The sequence below is a fragment of the Streptomyces sp. NPDC058741 genome (genome assembly GCF_042746715.1).
Lineage (GTDB): Bacteria > Actinomycetota > Actinomycetes > Streptomycetales > Streptomycetaceae > Streptomyces.
The window spans coordinates 1-16,813 of sequence record NZ_JBHYQH010000035.1; the positions used below are offsets into that span (position 1 = coordinate 1).

Genomic DNA, 16,813 nt, shown 5'->3' on the forward strand with positions numbered 1-16,813 from the left:
GAGCGCGGTGGCATCGTCGTGGGTTCCCTGGCGCGTGAGCAGGGCGGAAGTGCGCAGTTGCTGCGCAATCTGGGCCTGTTGCACGTTCAGGGCCATCCCCTCGACTGGGACCGGGTGCTGGGCACCGGCACCGTCGTGCCACTGCCGACCTACGCCTTCCAGCGCCAGCGCTACTGGCACCAGACGGTCAGGACGGCCGGGGACGCCGGATCGCTCGGTCTCGACGCCTCCGCACACCCGTGGCTCGGGGCCGTGGTCGAGCTGGCCGACGGGGAGGGGCACCTGTTCACCGGACGGTTGTCGCTCGCCGAACAGCCGTGGCTGAAGGACCACGCGGTGCACGGCACCGTGCTGGTCCCCGGCACCGGGCTCCTCGACATGGCGCTCACCGCCGCCCACCACCTGGGGGCGGCCGGCGTCGGCGAACTGACGCTGTCGCAGCCCCTGGTGCTCGGTGCCCACGAGGCGGTTCGCCTCCAGGTGAGGGTCGGTGCCGCCGCGGACGGAGACGGTCTGCCCGTGGACATCTACAGCCGGCCCGACGGCGGGACCGACACCACCCCATGGACCCTGCACGCCACCGGCACGCTGACCGGGGCGAGCGCAGAGGCCCCGCCCTCCGCCGACCTGCGCGCATGGCCGGCGAACGGAGCCGAGCGGGTCGGCGTGGACGGCTTCTACCGGGAACTGTCCGAGCAGGGGCTGGAGTACGGACCGGTGTTCCGGGGCCTGACCGAACTGTGGCGTGCCGGAGACGTCGCGTACGGCCTGGTGCGGCTGCCGGAGCAGGCCCGGCCGGACGCCGAGGGCTTCGCGGTGCACCCCGCGCTCCTCGACGCCGCTCTGCACACCCTGGCGGGAACGCGGGGAGGCGACCCGGACGGCGACGGCGCCGGCGGAGTCCTGCTGCCGTTCCTGTGGACCGGTGTGCGGCTGTTCGCCACGGGCGGTACGGAGCTGCGGGTCCGCGCCGAGCTCGTGGACGACTCCACCGCCCGGATCCTCGTCTGCGACGGTACGGGTGAGCCCGTACTGAGCGCGGAGGGCCTGGCGGTCAAGCGCGCGGACACCGCGCAGCTGAAGGGCACGGGCACCACCCGCGACACCGCGCACCTGTACCGCGTCGAGTACCAGCCGCAGACGCCGGCGGACGAGCCCGGCACGCCGCCGGGGGAGGCCGGCGGGCTGCTGGTGCTCGGCCCGGGCGGGCTGGTGGCCGAGACGCTGGGCGTCGAGGACGCCGTGGGCCTCGGCACCGCTGTGCCGTTCGACGGGAACCGTCCTCGTACCGTCGTCGTCGACCTCAGCGCGGCCGGCGCGGCCCGCGGGAGCGGCGAGACCGTGGACGGTCGTGCCGGACGAACGGTGACGGCGGCGCTGGCCTGGCTGCAGGAGCTGCTGGAGGATCCGCGATCGGAGGGCACCGACGTCGTGTGGGTGACCCGGGGCGCGGTGGCCGCGAGTCCGGTGGACACGATCACCTCGCTGGAGCACGCGCCGCTGTGGGGCCTGGTCCGCGTGGCCCGTGCCGAACACCCCGAGCGTGGCCTCAGACTGGTCGACATAGGTGCCGAACAGCCCGACGCGGCCCTGCTGCGCCGGGTCCTGCTCTCGAGGAGCGAGCCGGAGCTCGTCGTCCGCGGGGACGGTGTGCTGGCGCCCCGGCTGGTGCGGGCCGACCGTACGTCCTCGCCGGACCTGCTCGTCCCGGACGTACGGCAACAGCCCTGGTGTCTGGACATCGAGGAGAAGGGACGGCTGGACACGTTCGTCTTCCGTCCCGTCGACCGCGACGCTCCGCCGGCGGACGGATGCGTGCGGGTGGGGGTCCGCGCGGCCGGCATGAACTTCCGCGACGTCCTCAACGCCCTCGACATGGTGCACGCGCCGAAACTCGGCCTGGAGTGCGCGGGTGTGGTCCTGGAGACGGGTCCCGGCGTGACGCATCTGCGGGTCGGCGACCGTGTGATGGGGCTCGCCGTGGGCACGTTCGGCTCCGAGGTGACGGTGGACGCGCGCTGGATGGTGCGCATCCCGGACTCGCTGTCCTTCGTGGAGGCCGCGACCGTCCCCCTGGCCTACCTCACCGCCCACTACGCCTTCACCGACCTCGGCCCCCTGCGTGCGGGGGACAAGGTCCTCGTCCACGCGGCGGCGGGCGGTGTCGGACAGGCCGCGCTCCAGCTCACCCGGCATGCCGGCTGCGAGCTCTACGGCACGGCGAGCCCCGGCAAGTGGCCCGTGCTCCGGGACCTCGGCCTTCCCGAGGACCGCATCGCCTCCTCCCGCGACACCGGCTTCGCGGAGAAGTGGCTGTCGCTGACCGGCGGCACGGGCGTGGACGTGGTGCTGAACGCGCTGACCGAGGAGTTCGTCGACGCGTCACTGCGACTGCTGCCGCGTGGCGGACGGTTCCTGGAGATGGGCAAGACGGACGTACGGGACGCCGACGAGATCGCCGCGGCGTACCCCGGCGTCCACTACCGGGCGTTCGACCTGATCGAGAGCGGGGCCGACCGCGTCCAGGAGATGCTGTGCGAACTCGTCGCCCTGCTGGAGCAGGGGGCCGTCACGCCCCTTCGGTACTCGGCGTTCGACGTGCGGGAGGCGCCGAGCGCGTTCCGGCTCATGGCGCAGGGCCGCACCGTCGGCAAGCTGGTGCTCACCGTTCCGCAGTCCCTGGACGGCGCGGGCACCGTGCTGCTGACGGGCGGCACGGGTGAGCTCGGCCGCCTGGTGGCACGCCGCCTGGTCGAGGAGCACGGGGTGCGGCACCTGGTGCTCACCTCGCGCCGCGGGCCGCGGGCACCCGGCGCCGACGAGGTGGTGACGGAGCTGCTCGACGCGGGCGCGGCCGACGTGCGCGTGCTGGCCTGCGACGTGTCGAACCGTGAGGACGTCGCCCGTGTCGTCGGCGAGGCGGGCGCACAGCACCCGCTGACGGGTGTCTTCCACCTCGCGGCCGTGCTCGACGACGGCATCGTCCGCAACCAGGACGCCGACCGGTTCGCTCGGGTGCTCGCCCCGAAGGTGTCGGGTGCGACGCATCTGCACGAGCTGACGGCCGGTCTGGACCTGGCGGCGTTCGTCCTGTTCTCCTCGGCGGCAGGCACGCTGGGCGCCCCCGGCCAGAGCAACTACGCGGCGGCCAACGTCTTCCTCGACACGCTGGCGGCCCACCGGCGCAAGCTCGGTCTGCCCGCGGTGAGCCTCGCCTGGGGCCTGTGGGAGCAGGCGGGCATCGGCATGACCTCCCACCTCGGGGACGCGGAGCTGGCACGGCTGCGCAAGCGCGGCTCGCAGGCGCTGTCCGCGCAGGAGGCGATCCACGCGCTGGACGCCGCCCTGGGCCGCCCGGAGACCCACCTCGTCCCGATCAAGCTGGACGTGGCGGGGCTGGGCGGCGGCGAGGAGGCCGCCCCGCTCTTCGCGGCCCTGGCGCGGCCGCGGCTGCGCCGGGCCCGGGAGGCCGTGGCGCAGACGGAGACGTTCCGTGCACGGCTGGCCGGTCTGCCGGCGGGTGAACAGGTCGCGGCGCTGCTGGCCGCCGTCCGGCAGGAGGTCGCCGGCGTGCTCGGCCTGCCGGGGGCGGAGACGGTCCCGGCGGACAGGCAACTGCGCGAGTTCGGCTGGGACTCGCTGATGGCGGTGGAGCTGCGCAACCGGCTCAGCGCCCAGGCGCAGCTGGCCCTTCCGAGCACGCTGGCCTTCGACTACCCGACCCCCCGGGCCGTCGCCGAGTTCCTGCACGTGCGTCTGGACCTCGGCACGACGGGCGAGGAGTCCGCGCCGCGGGATCCCTCGCAGGCCGCCGCATGGGCGCTCAAGCGCCTGACCGCCGACCAGCTGAGGGACAGCGGACTGCTGGCGCAGCTGCTCCGGCTCGCGCAGCCCGACAGCGCGCCCGCGGAGGCGGGATCCGCCGCGGACGCCCTGCAGGCGGCCGACGAGCTGTCGGAGGACGACATGGACCGGGCACTCGATGCCGTTCTCGGAAACACACTGTGAGGGATGCCATGCCTGAGCCCGTCGACTCCGCAGCGCAGGGGGGCCCGACGGAGGCACCGCCCCGCCCCGCCGGCGCTCCTTCCCCCGCCCCCTCACCGCACCGCTGGCTGGCGCTCGCCGTGGTCACCCTGGCGTCGTTCCTGGACAACCTGGACGCGAACGCCGTCACCGTGGTCCTGCCCGCCATCCAGAAGGACCTCGGGGCCGGCTTCGCCACGGCCCAGTGGACGCTCGCCGGATACGCCCTGGCCTACGCCCTGTTCCTCATCACGGGGGGCCGGCTCGGCGACATCTACGGACGCAAGCGCCTGTTCATGACGGGGGTCGCCGGCTTCACCGCGGCGTCGGCGGTGTGCGGTGTCGCGGGTGCTCCCGAGGTACTGGTGGCGGGGCGGTTCGCGCAGGGCTTCATGGCCGCCCTGATGGTGCCCCAGGCCGTGTCCGTCGTGGTCACGATGTTCCACCGGGACGAGTGGGCACGGGCGTTCGCCGTGCTGGGCGCGGCGCTCAGCATCGGCAGCGTCGGAGGCCCGCTGCTCGGCGGCACCCTCACCGACCTCGACGTGCTGGGCCTGGGATGGCGGGCGATCTTCCTGATCAACGTGCCGCTCGGGCTGATCGCACTGGTCATGGCGGCCCGCAGCATGCCCGAGTCCCGGTCGGAGCAGCCGCCGCGCCTGGACCTGACCGGTGTGGTGCTGCTGACGGCCGCCTCCCTGGGCGTGATGTATCCCCTGATCCAGGGGAGGGAAGCGGGCTGGCCCGCCTGGATGCTCGTCCTCGTCGGCGCCGGCGCCGCGACGTTCGCCGTGTTCGTACGGCAGCAGGGTGTGCGGCACCGGCGCGACGGCTCCGCACTGGTCCCGCCGACGCTCTTCCGGCACCGCTCCACCCGGGTCGGCCTGACCGTGACCCTGCTGGTGTTCAGCGGCGTCGCCTCGTTCTTCCTGGTGCTGACGTACCACCTGCAGACGGGGCTCGGCTGGCCGGTGCTGAAGACCGCGCTGGTCACGGCGGCCTGGCCGGTCGGAATCACCGCCACCTTCCAGATCGCCTGGAAGCACGGCGCGGGCCGCCGCCGGGCGTGCGTGGCGGCCGGGTCCCTGCTGATGGGCGGCGGTGCCCTGTGGACACTTCTCGCGATCTGGGCGGCCGGCGACGGGCAGCTGGCCTGGCCGCAACTGGCCGCCGCCGAACTGGTCATGGGCTGCGGGATGGGTCTGACCACCCCCGTGCTCACCGCCGTCGTCCTGGAGGACGTCCCGGCCGACGACGCCGGGGCGGGCTCCGGCGTGCTCAACGCCGCCATCCAGTTCAGCTCGGCCGCCGGGGTCGCCGTCATCGCCGGGCTGTACTTCGGGCAGCTGGGCGGCGGAGCGGGGCGGCACACCGGGGCGGGGCATTCCGCCACCGTCACGGCGGCCGTCCTCTGGTGCAATGTCGCCGTCTTCCTGCTGACGACCGCATTGAGCTCCCTGCTGCCCGCCGGCAGCGGCCGGAAGAGCGCACCGGCCGCCACCGGGTCGTGAGGTGATCCGGTCCCGAAGCGGCCGAATTCCATTGTTCGAACGAAAAGCGCATCTGGCAGGTGCGGGAATTCTGTGCCAGCCTGGATGCCGAACATTCCCCCATCGGAGGTGTATATGACGGGAATTCCCGAGAGTGATTCTTTCGAGGCCGACGACCGGGCCAAATTCCGTGAGGCTCTCGTCCGCAAGGCGAACGCCAGTCGGTCCCGCCAGGCCCATGAAGAGGGCCGGCTGCGTGTGAAGGGCATGAGCGGGTCTGCAGGAAAGAAGCGCTACTTCCGGCGCAAGACCGCCTGAACGACCTCCGTACGGCCATCCGGGGCTGTCGCGGGCTCTTTTCGACCATGGGGAGAAAAGAGCCCGCGACAGCCCCCTTCTCTTGTGTTACGGACCTTGTGCGGTCACTCCGGTCGCGGCCTCCCGGTGAACTGCCTCACGCCGGGTGTCGGCCTCCTGGAGAAATGCTCGCGGACCGCTTGAGGGAAACTGGAGAATTCCTGGACCTGACGGCTCGGAGCAGCGAATTCACGACAACGTCCGGCGCGCCGCCCGCACCGCCCCTGGACGGCGGTTCGAGCGAAGCCCCAGCACCGCGCGAGGGAGCGGGGTGAGGGTGACGTACGGGCGCGACCGGCCCGTCCCGGACGAAGGAGCTGACGCCGCGTCATGACCACGACCGCCGAGACCGGACAGGCGCCGGGCACCGCACCCGGCGACTGGGACGCGGCCGCGAGCCTGCGCGCGGCCCGGCTCGAGGCCCGGCTCGGCGACCCCCACGACCCCGCCAACCCGCACGGGCTGCGTGCCCTGTTCGCCGCCGACGACCGGCGCACCCCGCCCCGCCGGACCGAGGAACTCCTCGACGAGACAGGCCTGGCCGCCGAGTTCGTACCCGTCCGGTACGGGGGCCGGCTCACCCGCGCCGACCTCCTGGCCCGCACCCTGCGCCCCGTCTTCCGGCGCGACGTCGCCCTCGGGTTCGGCCACGGCATCACCTCGCTGTTCGCGGCGGGCGCCGTCTGGGCCGCCGGCACCGAGGAGCAGCGTCACCACGTCGCCCGGCTGCTGCTGGGCGGCGGGCGGGCGACGATCCTGCACCACGAACTCGCCCACGCCAACGCCATCCTGCGCCATGAGTTCACCGCCCGCCCCGCACCCGGCGGCGGCCGTCTCCTCGCCGGACGCAAGGACCTGATCATCAACGCCGCCCGCGCCGACGCCCACGTCGTCTACGCCCGCACCGACCCCGCGCGCGGCCCCCGCAGCCACTCCGTGTTCCTGCTCGACCCCGCCGACGCGCCGCCCGGCGGGATGCGGCACCTGCCGCGCGTGACGACCTCCGGCATGCGCGGCGCCCTGTTCAGCGGACTGGAGTTCGAGGACCGGCCGGTGCCCGGTGACGCGCTCGTCGGCCGCGCCGGCGAGGGTGTCGCCCTCGCCCTGCGCACCTTCCAGGTCAACCGCAGCGTCATCTGCGGCGTCGTCACCGCCGCCGCCGACACCGTCCTGCACTCCGCGGTCCGCGCCGCGACCACCGGCCGCAGCGGCCCCGTCGCCCGCCGCTGGCACAAGCCGCTCACCGGCGTCTTCGCCGACCTGCTGGCCTGCGACGCCATGGCGACGGTCGCGCTGCGCGCCCTCGGTCTGCTGCCCGGCCGCGCCCATGTCTTCGCCGCCGCCGTCAAGTACGTCGTCCCCGACCAGCTGCGGGAGAACCTCGAGGAACTCGCCGCCGTCCTCGGCGGGCGCGCCTACGAGCACGACAGCCCGGAGTACGGTGCCCTCGACAAGCTCGTACGCGACCTGCCCGTGGCCGGACTCGGCCACGCCGGCACGGCCTCCTGCCAGTCCGTGATCGTGCCGCAGCTGCGCACCCTCGCCGAGACCGCCTGGTTCGCCGAGGAGGAGCCGCCGCCCGAGCTCTTCCGGGCCGGCGCCGCACTGCCCCCGCTGGACTACCGGCTGCTCGGCATCGCCGGCGGCGGCGACTTCATGGCCGCCTCCCTGATCGGCTCCACCGCCCGCCTCGCCTCCGCCCGGGGCGTCGGCGGGCAGATCGCCGCTCTCGCCGCCCTCGCCGAGGCGTTCACCACCGAACTGCGCGCCCTGCGCGAGACCTGCCGGCAGCTTCCGCGGCAGGGCGGACGGGGCCTGTCCGACCCCGCCGTCGTCGTGCTCGGCGACCGCTACAGCCTGATCGTGGCCGCCGCCGCCGTCCTCGGCATCTGGGAGGGCCAGGACGGCACCGACCCGTTCCTCGCCGACGCCGCCTGGGCCGTGCTCGCCCTGTCCCGGATCGGCGCCCGGCTCGGCATTCCCGTGCCCGACCTGCCCGACGGCTGCACGCGGCAGGTCCTGGACGAACTGCTCCGGCGCTACCGGGCCGGCCTCGGCTGTGACCTGGACGCCACGGTCCTGGCCCGGTGACGCCCCGTCACCGCGGCACACGGGGCGCGCCCGGACCGCACACGACCCGCGTGACGAGGCCACGAGAAGGGGTGGACCGGGTGAACCCGCTCACGCTCATCGACCCGGGGTGCGTACCCGTCGACGCCGACCGCGTCAGCGAACCCGTCCACGTCGGCGGCCCCCACGGCCCCTGGCACCGGGTCCGCGAGGACATGCGGTCGCGCGGCAACGCCGTCGTGTTCGCGACCTGGGGCGAGTGGCTCGGCCCGGCCGTCACCGACCCCGGGCTGCGGCCCCTGCTCGGCCGCGACTGGCAGCGCTACCGCCGCACCACCGACCCCCTGGTCCGCTTCCGGTTCGTCACCTCACGCCTCGTCACCAAGTACACCGCCGCCGCCGCACTGGGCACCGAGGCCGGCGAACTCGACCTCGCCTACAAGATCGGCGGCCGGCCCTACCTGCGCGGACTCGACCAGGTCGACATCAGCCTCACCCACACCGACGACCTGATCGCGGTCGGCGTCAGCCGCAACGGCCGCATCGGCGTCGACGCCGAACCCGCCGACCGCTCCATGTCCTTCGACCTGCTCCACGACCATGTGTGCACCCCCGCCGAACGCGCCGGACTGGAACGGCTCCCCGAGGAGCAGCGCGCTGCCGCGCTGCTCAGACTGTGGACCCTGAAGGAGGCCTACACCAAGGCCGTCGGACAGGGACTGCGGCTCGGCTTCACCGAGTTCGGCTTCGGCGCCGGCAGCGCAGGGCTCCTCGCCCCCGACGGCCGGCCCGCCTCGCGCGGCGAATGGGCCTTCGCCACCCACCGGGCGCTCGGCCGCTACCTCATCAGCGTCGCCTGTCACGACGCCGGCCTCGACACCGCCCGGGACACCGCCCCGCACACCATGCTCGACGAGGGCTTCATGGGCGCCGTCACCGCCCTGCTCACCCCCTGACCGCACGGCCTTTCGTCTCCGCGCCGCGGTGGCCCGGGCCCTGAGTCCCGCTCGCGCCCACGTCCAGGACCGGTCGAGGATCCGGCGGCCGCGCACCGGCCCGGCTAGTGTCCCGGGCGACGGTTGCGCACGTGAGGGACGAGGAGGCCGTCATGGCAGAACCGGGTTCCCCCAGACGCCGTCCGGCCCTGCGCGCGTCGCCGCACGCCCTGCCGGCCGCCGTCCCGCACGGACCCGCGGAGCCCGTCCCCGGCCTCGACCGGCCCTGGACGCGGCCCGGACCGGCACACGGTGATCAACCGGCCGCACCCGGCGCACCCGAGACCTCCGCCGTCCGGGGCACCCCGGTGCGGGCGTGTGCCCCCGGCGGGGACGCGCCGGCCCGCGCAGGCGTCAGATCCCCGCTCCCGGACCGACCCGCCGCACGCCCGGTCGGCGCCCCCCGCCCCGGCGCCCACGACCGGCTGCCGGCCCCGCGCCCCGGCGTGGTGCACGCGCAAGGTGGCACCGCGGTTCCCGCGGCCCGGCTGCCGGCCCCGCGCCCCGGTGTGGTGTACGCGCACGGTGGCACCGCGGTTCCCGCGGCCCGGCTGCCGGCCCCGCGCCCCGGTGTGGTGTACGCGCACGGTGGCACCGCGGTTCCCGCGGCCCGGCTGCCGGCCCCGCGCCCCGGTGTGGTGTACGCGCACGGTGGCACCGCGGTTCCTCCGGCCCGGGAGCCGGCCCGCACACCACACTCGCGGCCGGTGGACGCCGGTGGCACCACCCCGGACCCGCTCGGTACACCCCGCCCGCGCGACCGCGGCCACGCGGTCGTTCCCTTCGTCGGGCCGGGGCCGCGCACCCCGGCCTGAACCCCGGGACACGGCGGCCGGCCGCACCGTCCATCGCGGTGTCAGCGCTGTATCAGGTCCGTATGGGCGGCCCCGCACATACTCGTCGAGCGCTCGCACAGAGGGGAGGGAGGGGGCCTTCGCAGCCGTACGCCGAGGTCGGGCACAAGCCGTACGCGTCGACCGCACGCCGTACGCACGGCCACGACAGGCGTGCCCCGTACAGCCGATGACCGCCAACCACACCTCACCCCCGCCGGACGGGGAACCGACCTGCGTCGTCGTCGACCTCGGACCGGCCCCCTACGACGAGCCGCGCCTCGAACTGCACGGCCCGCTCGACGAGGCCCGGCTGCAGGCCGCGCTCGGCCGGGCCGCCGTCCACCTTCCCGGCGCGTCCGCCCTGAGGCACCGCGTCGACCGGTACGGCCCCGGCCACCACACGCTGCGGCTGACCACCGAGGGCGCTGACCCGCCCGGCGGCACGTTCCCCTACGGACTCCTCGCCGACCTGCTGACCGGCCGGCCCGCGCCCGCAGCCCGCTCCACCCGCACGCTCGCGCCGACACCCCTGATGCGGGAGCTGCTCGCCGACGCCGACGCCCACCCCGGCCGTCATGTGGAACGGCTGTCGTGGGCCTGGCACGGACCGCTCGAACCGGACCGGTTCCGCGCTGCCTGGCAGTCGGTCGTCGACCACGAGAGCGTGCTGCGCGCCGCCTTCGACGACGGTCCCGACCCGCCGCTGGTGCTGCACGACCACGTCGACGCCGACGTGCTGTGGCTGCCGCACGGCTCCGTCCGCTGGAACGACCTGGTCGAACACGACCTACGACGCGGCCTGGACCCGCGCCGCCCCGGCGGCCCGCGCGTCACCGCCCTGGGCGGCGGCCCGGCCGGTGACGGCACGCCCACACCCGCCCGGGTGCTGCTCACCTACCACCACGCGCTGCTCGACGACCTCAGCGCACGGCTGCTGCTGCGCGAGTTCTACCGCGCCTATCTGGCGGGCGGCCGGCTGCCCGGCGGCGAGCGCCGTCCCGACCTGCGCGACTACGTCCGCTGGCTCGGCCGGCAGGACACCGCGCCCCCACGGGAGTTCTGGTCGACGGGCGCCCCGCCCGCCGACGCCGTCCCGCCCGTCCCGTGCGCCGCGGCACCCGGCCCGGCGCGCACCGGCCGCACCCGCGTCCGGCTGACCGCGGACCAGACCGGGCGGCTGGCCGCCTGGGCCGCCCGCCTGGGCAGCCCCGAGAGCGGCGTGCTCCAGGCCGTGTGGGCGGTGCTGCTGTACCGGGCCGGAGGCGCCGACGGCACCGCGACGATCCGCTTCGGCGTCACCGCCTCCGGTCGCGGCATCCTCTTCGAGGGCGCCGACCGCCTCCCGGCCGCGCTGCGCACCCCGCTGCCGCTCAGCGTCGAGGTCGACCCCGGCCGCACCGTGGCCGGCCTCCTCGCCGAACTACGCGACCGCGTCCTGGACATGACGTCGTACGAATGGGTGTCGCCGGGGCAGATCCGCGGCTGGTCCACCCCGGGCCGCAGCACCGCTGCGGACCCCGCGCACGGGCCGCCCGCCGAGGACCTCCCGGCCGACGGCAGCCTTCTCGCCTTCGAGCGCGGTCCGCGCCCCGCCGACGACCTGTCGGAGGAACTCGCCGCACTCGGCGTGCGGGTGGAGCGGCCCGACCCGCTGGGCGCGCGCACCGCCTTCCCGGTCACGCTCGTCGCCCACCACGGCGACGGCGGCGGCCTGGTGCTGACCGTGTCCTACGACCGCGGCCCGCACACCGACGCCGCCGAGGCGCTCACGCACACCGCGCTGCTGCTCCGCGAACTGCCCTACCTGCCGGGCGACACCACGACCGTCGCCGACCTGCTGCGGCTGCTGGCCGGCGCGGGCGGCCCGGCCGGGCGGCGACCCGCCCCGCGGGAGGACCCCGGGCCCGCCGGGACCCGCAGCCCCCTGCGGACCGCGGAGACCGACGAACCGGCCGACCTGCCGCTGGTACCGCTCCGGCCCGCCGGCGAAGCGGGCGCCGGAGTCGTCTGCCTGGTGCAGACCCACGGCATCCCCCGTTCCCGCTACAACCAACTCGCCGCCGCCTACCAGGGCCCCGAGTCGATCGTCCTGCTGCGCAGCGTGCCCGGCGGCGTCCGGGCCCGCCACAGCGCGCTGCGGCCGCTGACCGACAGGGCCGGGCTGCTGGTGCTGGGCGCGTTCTCCGGCGGCGGCAGTACCGCCTACGAGATCGCCCGGCTGGTCGGGGAGAACGGCGGCCGCCCCCCGCTCGTGGTGCTCACCGGCGCCACGACCGGCGCGGCCCCGCTCGCCCGGATGCTCGAAACCGTCGCCGCACGAGCCGGACGCCCCTGAACCCGGCCAACGGTGACGGCATAGGACGGCCCGCGGGCTGTCGTGAGACGTCAACCTCTGGAGAGCCATGCCCCGTCGCCTGTTCACCTCGGAGTCCGTCACCGAGGGCCACCCCGACAAGATCGCCGACCAGATCAGCGACGCCGTCCTCGACGCGCTGCTGCGCGAGGACCCGCGCGCCCGGGTCGCCGTCGAGACACTGATCACGACCGGCCAGGTCCACATCGCCGGCGAGGTCACCACGACGGCCTACGCGCCGATCGCCCAGATCGTCCGCGACACGATCCTGGAGATCGGCTACGACTCCTCCGCCAAGGGCTTCGACGGCGCCTCCTGCGGCGTCTCCGTCTCCCTCGGCGCGCAGTCCCCGGACATCGCGCAGGGCGTCGACACGGCGTACGAGTCCCGGATCGGGGATGCCTCCCGCGGGGGAGAGGCGGACGAACTCGCCCAGCAGGGCGCCGGCGACCAGGGCCTGATGTTCGGTTACGCCGCCGACGAGACGCCGTCCCTGATGCCGGTCCCGATCGACCTCGCCCACCGGCTGTCCCGCCGCCTCAGCGAGGTCCGCAAAAACGGCACCGTTCCCTACCTGCGTCCGGACGGCAAGACACAGGTCACCGTCGAGTACGAGGGCAGCCGCCCGGTCCGTCTGGACACCGTCGTCGTCTCCTCGCAGCACGCCGCTGACATCGACCTGGACGCGCTGCTCACCCCCGACATCCGCACCCGGGTCGTCGAGCCGGTCCTGGCCCGCTTCGCCGAGGACGGCATCAAACTCGAGACCGGCGACCACCGCCTGCTGGTCAACCCCACCGGCCGTTTCGAGATCGGCGGCCCGATGGGCGACGCCGGCCTCACCGGCCGCAAGATCATCATCGACACCTACGGCGGCATGGCCCGCCACGGCGGCGGCGCCTTCTCCGGCAAGGACCCGTCCAAGGTCGACCGCTCCGCCGCCTACGCCATGCGCTGGGTCGCCAAGAACGTCGTCGCCGCCGGCCTGGCCTCCCGCTGCGAGGTCCAGGTCGCCTACGCGATCGGCAGGGCCGAGCCGGTCGGCCTGTTCGTGGAGACCTTCGGCACCGGCCGGCTTCCCCAGCAGCGCATCGAGGACGCCATCACCGAAGTCTTCGACCTGCGCCCGGCCGCCATCATCCGTGACCTGGACCTGCTGCGCCCGATCTACTCCCAGACCGCCGCCTACGGCCACTTCGGCCGCGAACTGCCCGACTTCACCTGGGAGCGGACCGACCGCGCCCGGCTGCTCCGGGACGTGGCCGGCCGTTGAGGCGGCCGGCCCCGACGCCTCCCGAGGAGATCCCGGCATGCGCATCGCTGTCACCGGTTCCATCGCGACCGACCATCTGATGGTCTTCCCCGGCCGCTTCGCGGATCAGCCGATCCCCGACCGGCTCGCCCGTGTCCCGCTCTCCTTCCTCGTCGACACGCTCGAGGTGCGGCGGGGCGGGGTGGCGGCCAGCATCGCCTTCGGCCTCGGCGGTCTCGGCCTCGCGCCGCTGCTCGTCGGCGCCGTCGGCGACGACTTCGCCGAGTACGAGGCCTGGCTGGAGGAGCACGGTGTCGACACCGGCGCGGTCCATGTCTCCGGCACCCGCCGGACCGCCCGCTTCCTGTGCCTCACCGACCGGGACGACAACCGGATCACCGCCTTCTACGCGGGCGCCATGCAGGAGGCTCGTGACATCGACCTGGGTCGGGCCGGGCCGCTGGCCGAGCGGCGGCCCGACCTCGTGGTGGTGTGCACCGACGACTCCGAGGCGATGCTGCGGCACACCGCCGGCTGCCGTCGCCTCTGCCTGCCCTTCGCCGCCCACCTTGGGCAGCAGCTCGCCCGGCTCGAACCCCGCCGGGTCCGCGACCTGGTCGACGGGGCGCGCTGGCTGTTCACCGACGACGACGAGGCCGCGCTGCTGCTCGAGCGCACCGGCTGGACCCGCGAGGGCGTCCTCCTCCGGGTCGGCGCCTGGGTCACCACGCTCGGCGGCGACGGGGTGCGCGTCGAGCGCGCCGCCGAGCCCACGCTGACCGTTCCCGCCGTGCCCGACGTGCCGGTGGCCGACACCTCGACGCGCTCGGCGTGAAACTGACCACGCTCCGTCCCGAGCAGGCCGAGTACATCGGTGTGCAGGTCGAGGGCCCGTTCAAGCCGGACCACTACCGCTACTGACCTGCGCGCACGCAGGAGGGGCCCCGGCCGTCCCGGCGCCCCTCCTGCTCGCGTCCGGCCCGGCCACGAGCGCCGCGCGCACCGCCTGCGCGGTCTCCCGGCCGGCCATCCCGTCCGGCCACCCCGGACGCCGTCAGCGCCCGGCGGAGCTCCTCCGCACGGCCGCCGGTCCCCCCGCGGACACGGATCAGCCGACGTCGACGCCCGGACCGGGTGCCCGTCGGTATCCGGTCCCCCTGCCCCGCACCCGCGGCCGGCCGCTGCCGCAGATCACGGGGCGCGCCCGCGAGCGCGTCAGGCCCGGCCCGCACCAGATGCCGAGACGATGCGTGCCCAGCCCTCCCGGGACCCGGTGGCACTCCTGCCGCACCGGGCCCACGCGCGCAGGGAGGCCGACCGGCCGAGCCGCCTCGCCGTGCCGGAGCCGCGACCGGAGGGCGTCCGCTCCGGGTGACGCCCCTCGGCAGCGCCGCATCGGCCGGACAGGTCGCGTTCACGTCTACGGAAGCGGAGGTTGGGACCATGACCGCCGAGCCGGTGGGCACCGCCGAACGCACGCTCCGGAGCCGGAGGTTCGCCGCCCTGTACGCGGAGGTGGAGCGGTTCTACGCGCACCAGATGCAGATCCTGGACGCGCACGACACCGAGCACTGGGCGGGCACCTTCACCGAGGACGCCGTCCTGGAACTGCCCTCCCCGTCCGGGCCGTTGCGCGCCGGCGCCGGGCTCGCCCGCTACGTGCGCGCCGGCGCGGCACGGGAGCGGCGGGCCGGCAGCCGCCTCGACCACTGGGTCGGCATGCTCGACGTGCAGCCCCAGGCGGACGGGACGCTGCACACCCGTTGCTCGGCCCTGGTGTACGTCACGCCGAGCGGATGCGGGGCCAGGGTCCTGTACGTGCGTGTCATGGAGGACGTCCTGGTGCGCGCCGGCGGCGACTGGCGCGTCGCACAGCGCCGGGTGACCCGCGACGACCTGGCCTGAGCGGCCGGCGTACCGCGGGCGGACCGGCCGGGCACGACGGCGCCGAGCGCCACCGCCTCGACCGGCGCTCCGGCACACCGCGCCGGCGGTACCCCGGAGCGGCCTCGGCGAAGACCCGGTGGGCGGCCGCAGCACCGGGCCCGGCCCCACGGCGCGCCGCCTCAGGCGGCCGAGGGCGCCTCCGCCGCGGGGCAGGTGCGGTCCAGCTCCCGCTCGGTGCGCCGCAGCACGATCGAGTCGGCGATCTCGCCGCTGCGCACCGCGATGTTCGACAGCAGGGCCGACGACAGGCCGTGGCTGTGCTCGGTGCCGCCCTGGAGGTAGACGCCGCAGGTCAGTCCCGATGCGCTGACGAGGCGGTAGTCGCGTTCCACCCGGTGCCTGCCCGCCGCGTCGCGCAGGAAGTGCCGGTCGAAGTCGCCGAGCAGGCGGGCCGGGTCCAGGCCGTCGTAGCCGGTGGCGAACACCAGCGCGTCGACGGCCAGTTCCTCCGTCCGGTCGTCGAGCAGGGAGCGCAGGACCACCCGCGTCCCGCTCTCGGCCCGCTCGACCTCGGCGACCCGGGTGAGGTTGCGGAAGCGCAGCCGCCGGGTGCCGCGCACCTGCTCCTCGTACGAACGCTGGTACAGGGCCCGGATGACGTCGGCGTCGACCACCGAGTAGTTGGTGTTGCGGTGATAGCGCCAGAACGCGTCCCGTGCCTGTTCGGTGCCGAAGTAGTACTCGTCGACCGCGCCGGGGTCGAACACCTGGTTGGCGAAGGGGGTGTCGTCGGCGATGGAGTAGCCGTAGGACGGGATGACCGCGGAGACGTCGGCGTGTGGCAGCGCGTCGTAGAGGAACCGGGTGATCTCGGCCGCGCTCTGGCCCGCGCCGACCACCGCCACGCTCCTGAGGTCTTCCGGTGCCCGTTCGCCGAACCTGCTGAGGAACTCCGAGCTGTGCCACACCCGTTCACCGGCCGTCATGCCCTCCGGCAGGCGCGGCACCAGGCCCGTCGAGATGGCCACGTTGCGTGCGGTGACCACGCTGGTGCCGCCGTCGCCGCCGCGCACCCCGATCTCGAGGAGGTCGGGCGTCCCGGCCCCCGCCTCGGTGCACGGCCGGACCGAGGTGACCTCGGCGCCGTAGGTGACCCGGTCGCGGAAGCCGGCGGCCGCCCACTCCAGGTACTGGTGGAATTCCTGCCGGGTCGGGAAGAAGTCCTGGTTGTTCACGAACTGCACCAGCCGGTTCGACGCGTGCAGATACGAGATGAAGCTGAACCGGGACATCGGATTCCTGAAGGTCGCCAGGTCCTTCAGGAAGGAAATCTGCATGGTCGTCGACGGCAGCAGCATGTTCCGGTGCCAGCCGAACGCGGTCTGCCGCTCGAAGAAATGGGATCTGACCGGATGCTGCGGAGTGCTCGCCCCGTGCTCCTCCAAGGCGACCGCGAGCGACAGGTTGGACGGGCCGAACCCGATACCGACCACATCGTAGATCTCTTGGTCACGCCTGCCCGTTATGCCCATGGAAATTCTCCCGAT

General features: G+C 74.6%; 9 protein-coding genes and 2 pseudogenes. 10 read left to right on the forward strand and 1 reads right to left on the reverse strand.

The window, feature by feature from the left end; all coding sequences use genetic code 11:
- Positions 1 to 78 precede the first annotated feature (78 nt).
- The 10 genes and pseudogenes from ACFW6P_RS24115 (at position 79) to ACFW6P_RS24160 (ending at position 15,284) form a co-directional block, all read left to right on the forward strand.
- A complete protein-coding gene (locus ACFW6P_RS24115) occupies positions 79 to 4,008 on the forward strand; it encodes an SDR family NAD(P)-dependent oxidoreductase (RefSeq protein ID WP_386424736.1) in 3,930 nt (1,309 codons plus the stop codon).
- Positions 4,009 to 4,016: 8 nt separating this feature from the next.
- Positions 4,017 to 5,537 (forward strand): MFS transporter, encoded by a 1,521-nt coding sequence (locus ACFW6P_RS24120; RefSeq protein ID WP_386424740.1) that lies wholly within the window; start codon positions 4,017 to 4,019, stop codon positions 5,535 to 5,537.
- 114 nt (positions 5,538 to 5,651) lie between these two features.
- Complete coding sequence (locus ACFW6P_RS24125) at positions 5,652 to 5,834, forward strand: DUF5302 domain-containing protein (protein ID WP_386357780.1); 183 nt, start codon at positions 5,652 to 5,654, stop codon at positions 5,832 to 5,834.
- Between the two features lie 369 nt (positions 5,835 to 6,203).
- Positions 6,204 to 7,964 carry an acyl-CoA dehydrogenase gene (locus tag ACFW6P_RS24130; RefSeq protein ID WP_386357782.1) on the forward strand — a complete coding sequence of 587 codons (1,761 nt, stop codon included), beginning with the start codon at positions 6,204 to 6,206 and terminating at the stop codon, positions 7,962 to 7,964.
- A gap of 80 nt (positions 7,965 to 8,044) precedes the next feature.
- Positions 8,045 to 8,899, forward strand: coding sequence for a 4'-phosphopantetheinyl transferase family protein (locus ACFW6P_RS24135; RefSeq protein WP_386424742.1), 855 nt, complete (start codon positions 8,045 to 8,047; stop codon positions 8,897 to 8,899).
- Positions 8,900 to 9,961: 1,062 nt separating this feature from the next.
- Positions 9,962 to 12,109: a condensation domain-containing protein gene (locus tag ACFW6P_RS24140; RefSeq protein ID WP_386357785.1), complete on the forward strand. Its 2,148-nt coding sequence runs from the start codon at positions 9,962 to 9,964 to the stop codon at positions 12,107 to 12,109.
- Positions 12,110 to 12,176: 67 nt separating this feature from the next.
- The gene (gene metK / locus ACFW6P_RS24145) at positions 12,177 to 13,400 is read left to right on the forward strand and encodes a methionine adenosyltransferase (RefSeq protein ID WP_386357787.1); all 1,224 of its coding nucleotides are present in this window, start codon (positions 12,177 to 12,179) and stop codon (positions 13,398 to 13,400) included.
- Positions 13,401 to 13,437: 37 nt separating this feature from the next.
- Positions 13,438 to 14,193: pseudogene (locus tag ACFW6P_RS24150) on the forward strand (PfkB family carbohydrate kinase); the annotation flags it as partial.
- Positions 14,193 to 14,300, forward strand: a pseudogene (locus ACFW6P_RS24155) (adenosylhomocysteinase); the annotation flags it as partial. The pseudogenes ACFW6P_RS24150 and ACFW6P_RS24155, both read left to right, overlap by 1 nt.
- A 522-nt stretch (positions 14,301 to 14,822) precedes the next feature.
- Entirely contained in the window at positions 14,823 to 15,284 is a 462-nt protein-coding gene (locus tag ACFW6P_RS24160; RefSeq protein WP_386424745.1) for a nuclear transport factor 2 family protein, read from the forward strand.
- A gap of 161 nt (positions 15,285 to 15,445) precedes the next feature.
- On the opposite strand, the gene ACFW6P_RS24165 is transcribed toward ACFW6P_RS24160, so the two are convergent.
- Positions 15,446 to 16,798, reverse strand: a complete 1,353-nt coding sequence (locus ACFW6P_RS24165; protein ID WP_386357791.1) for a lysine N(6)-hydroxylase/L-ornithine N(5)-oxygenase family protein — start codon at positions 16,796 to 16,798, stop codon at positions 15,446 to 15,448.
- Positions 16,799 to 16,813: the final 15 nt, after the last annotated feature.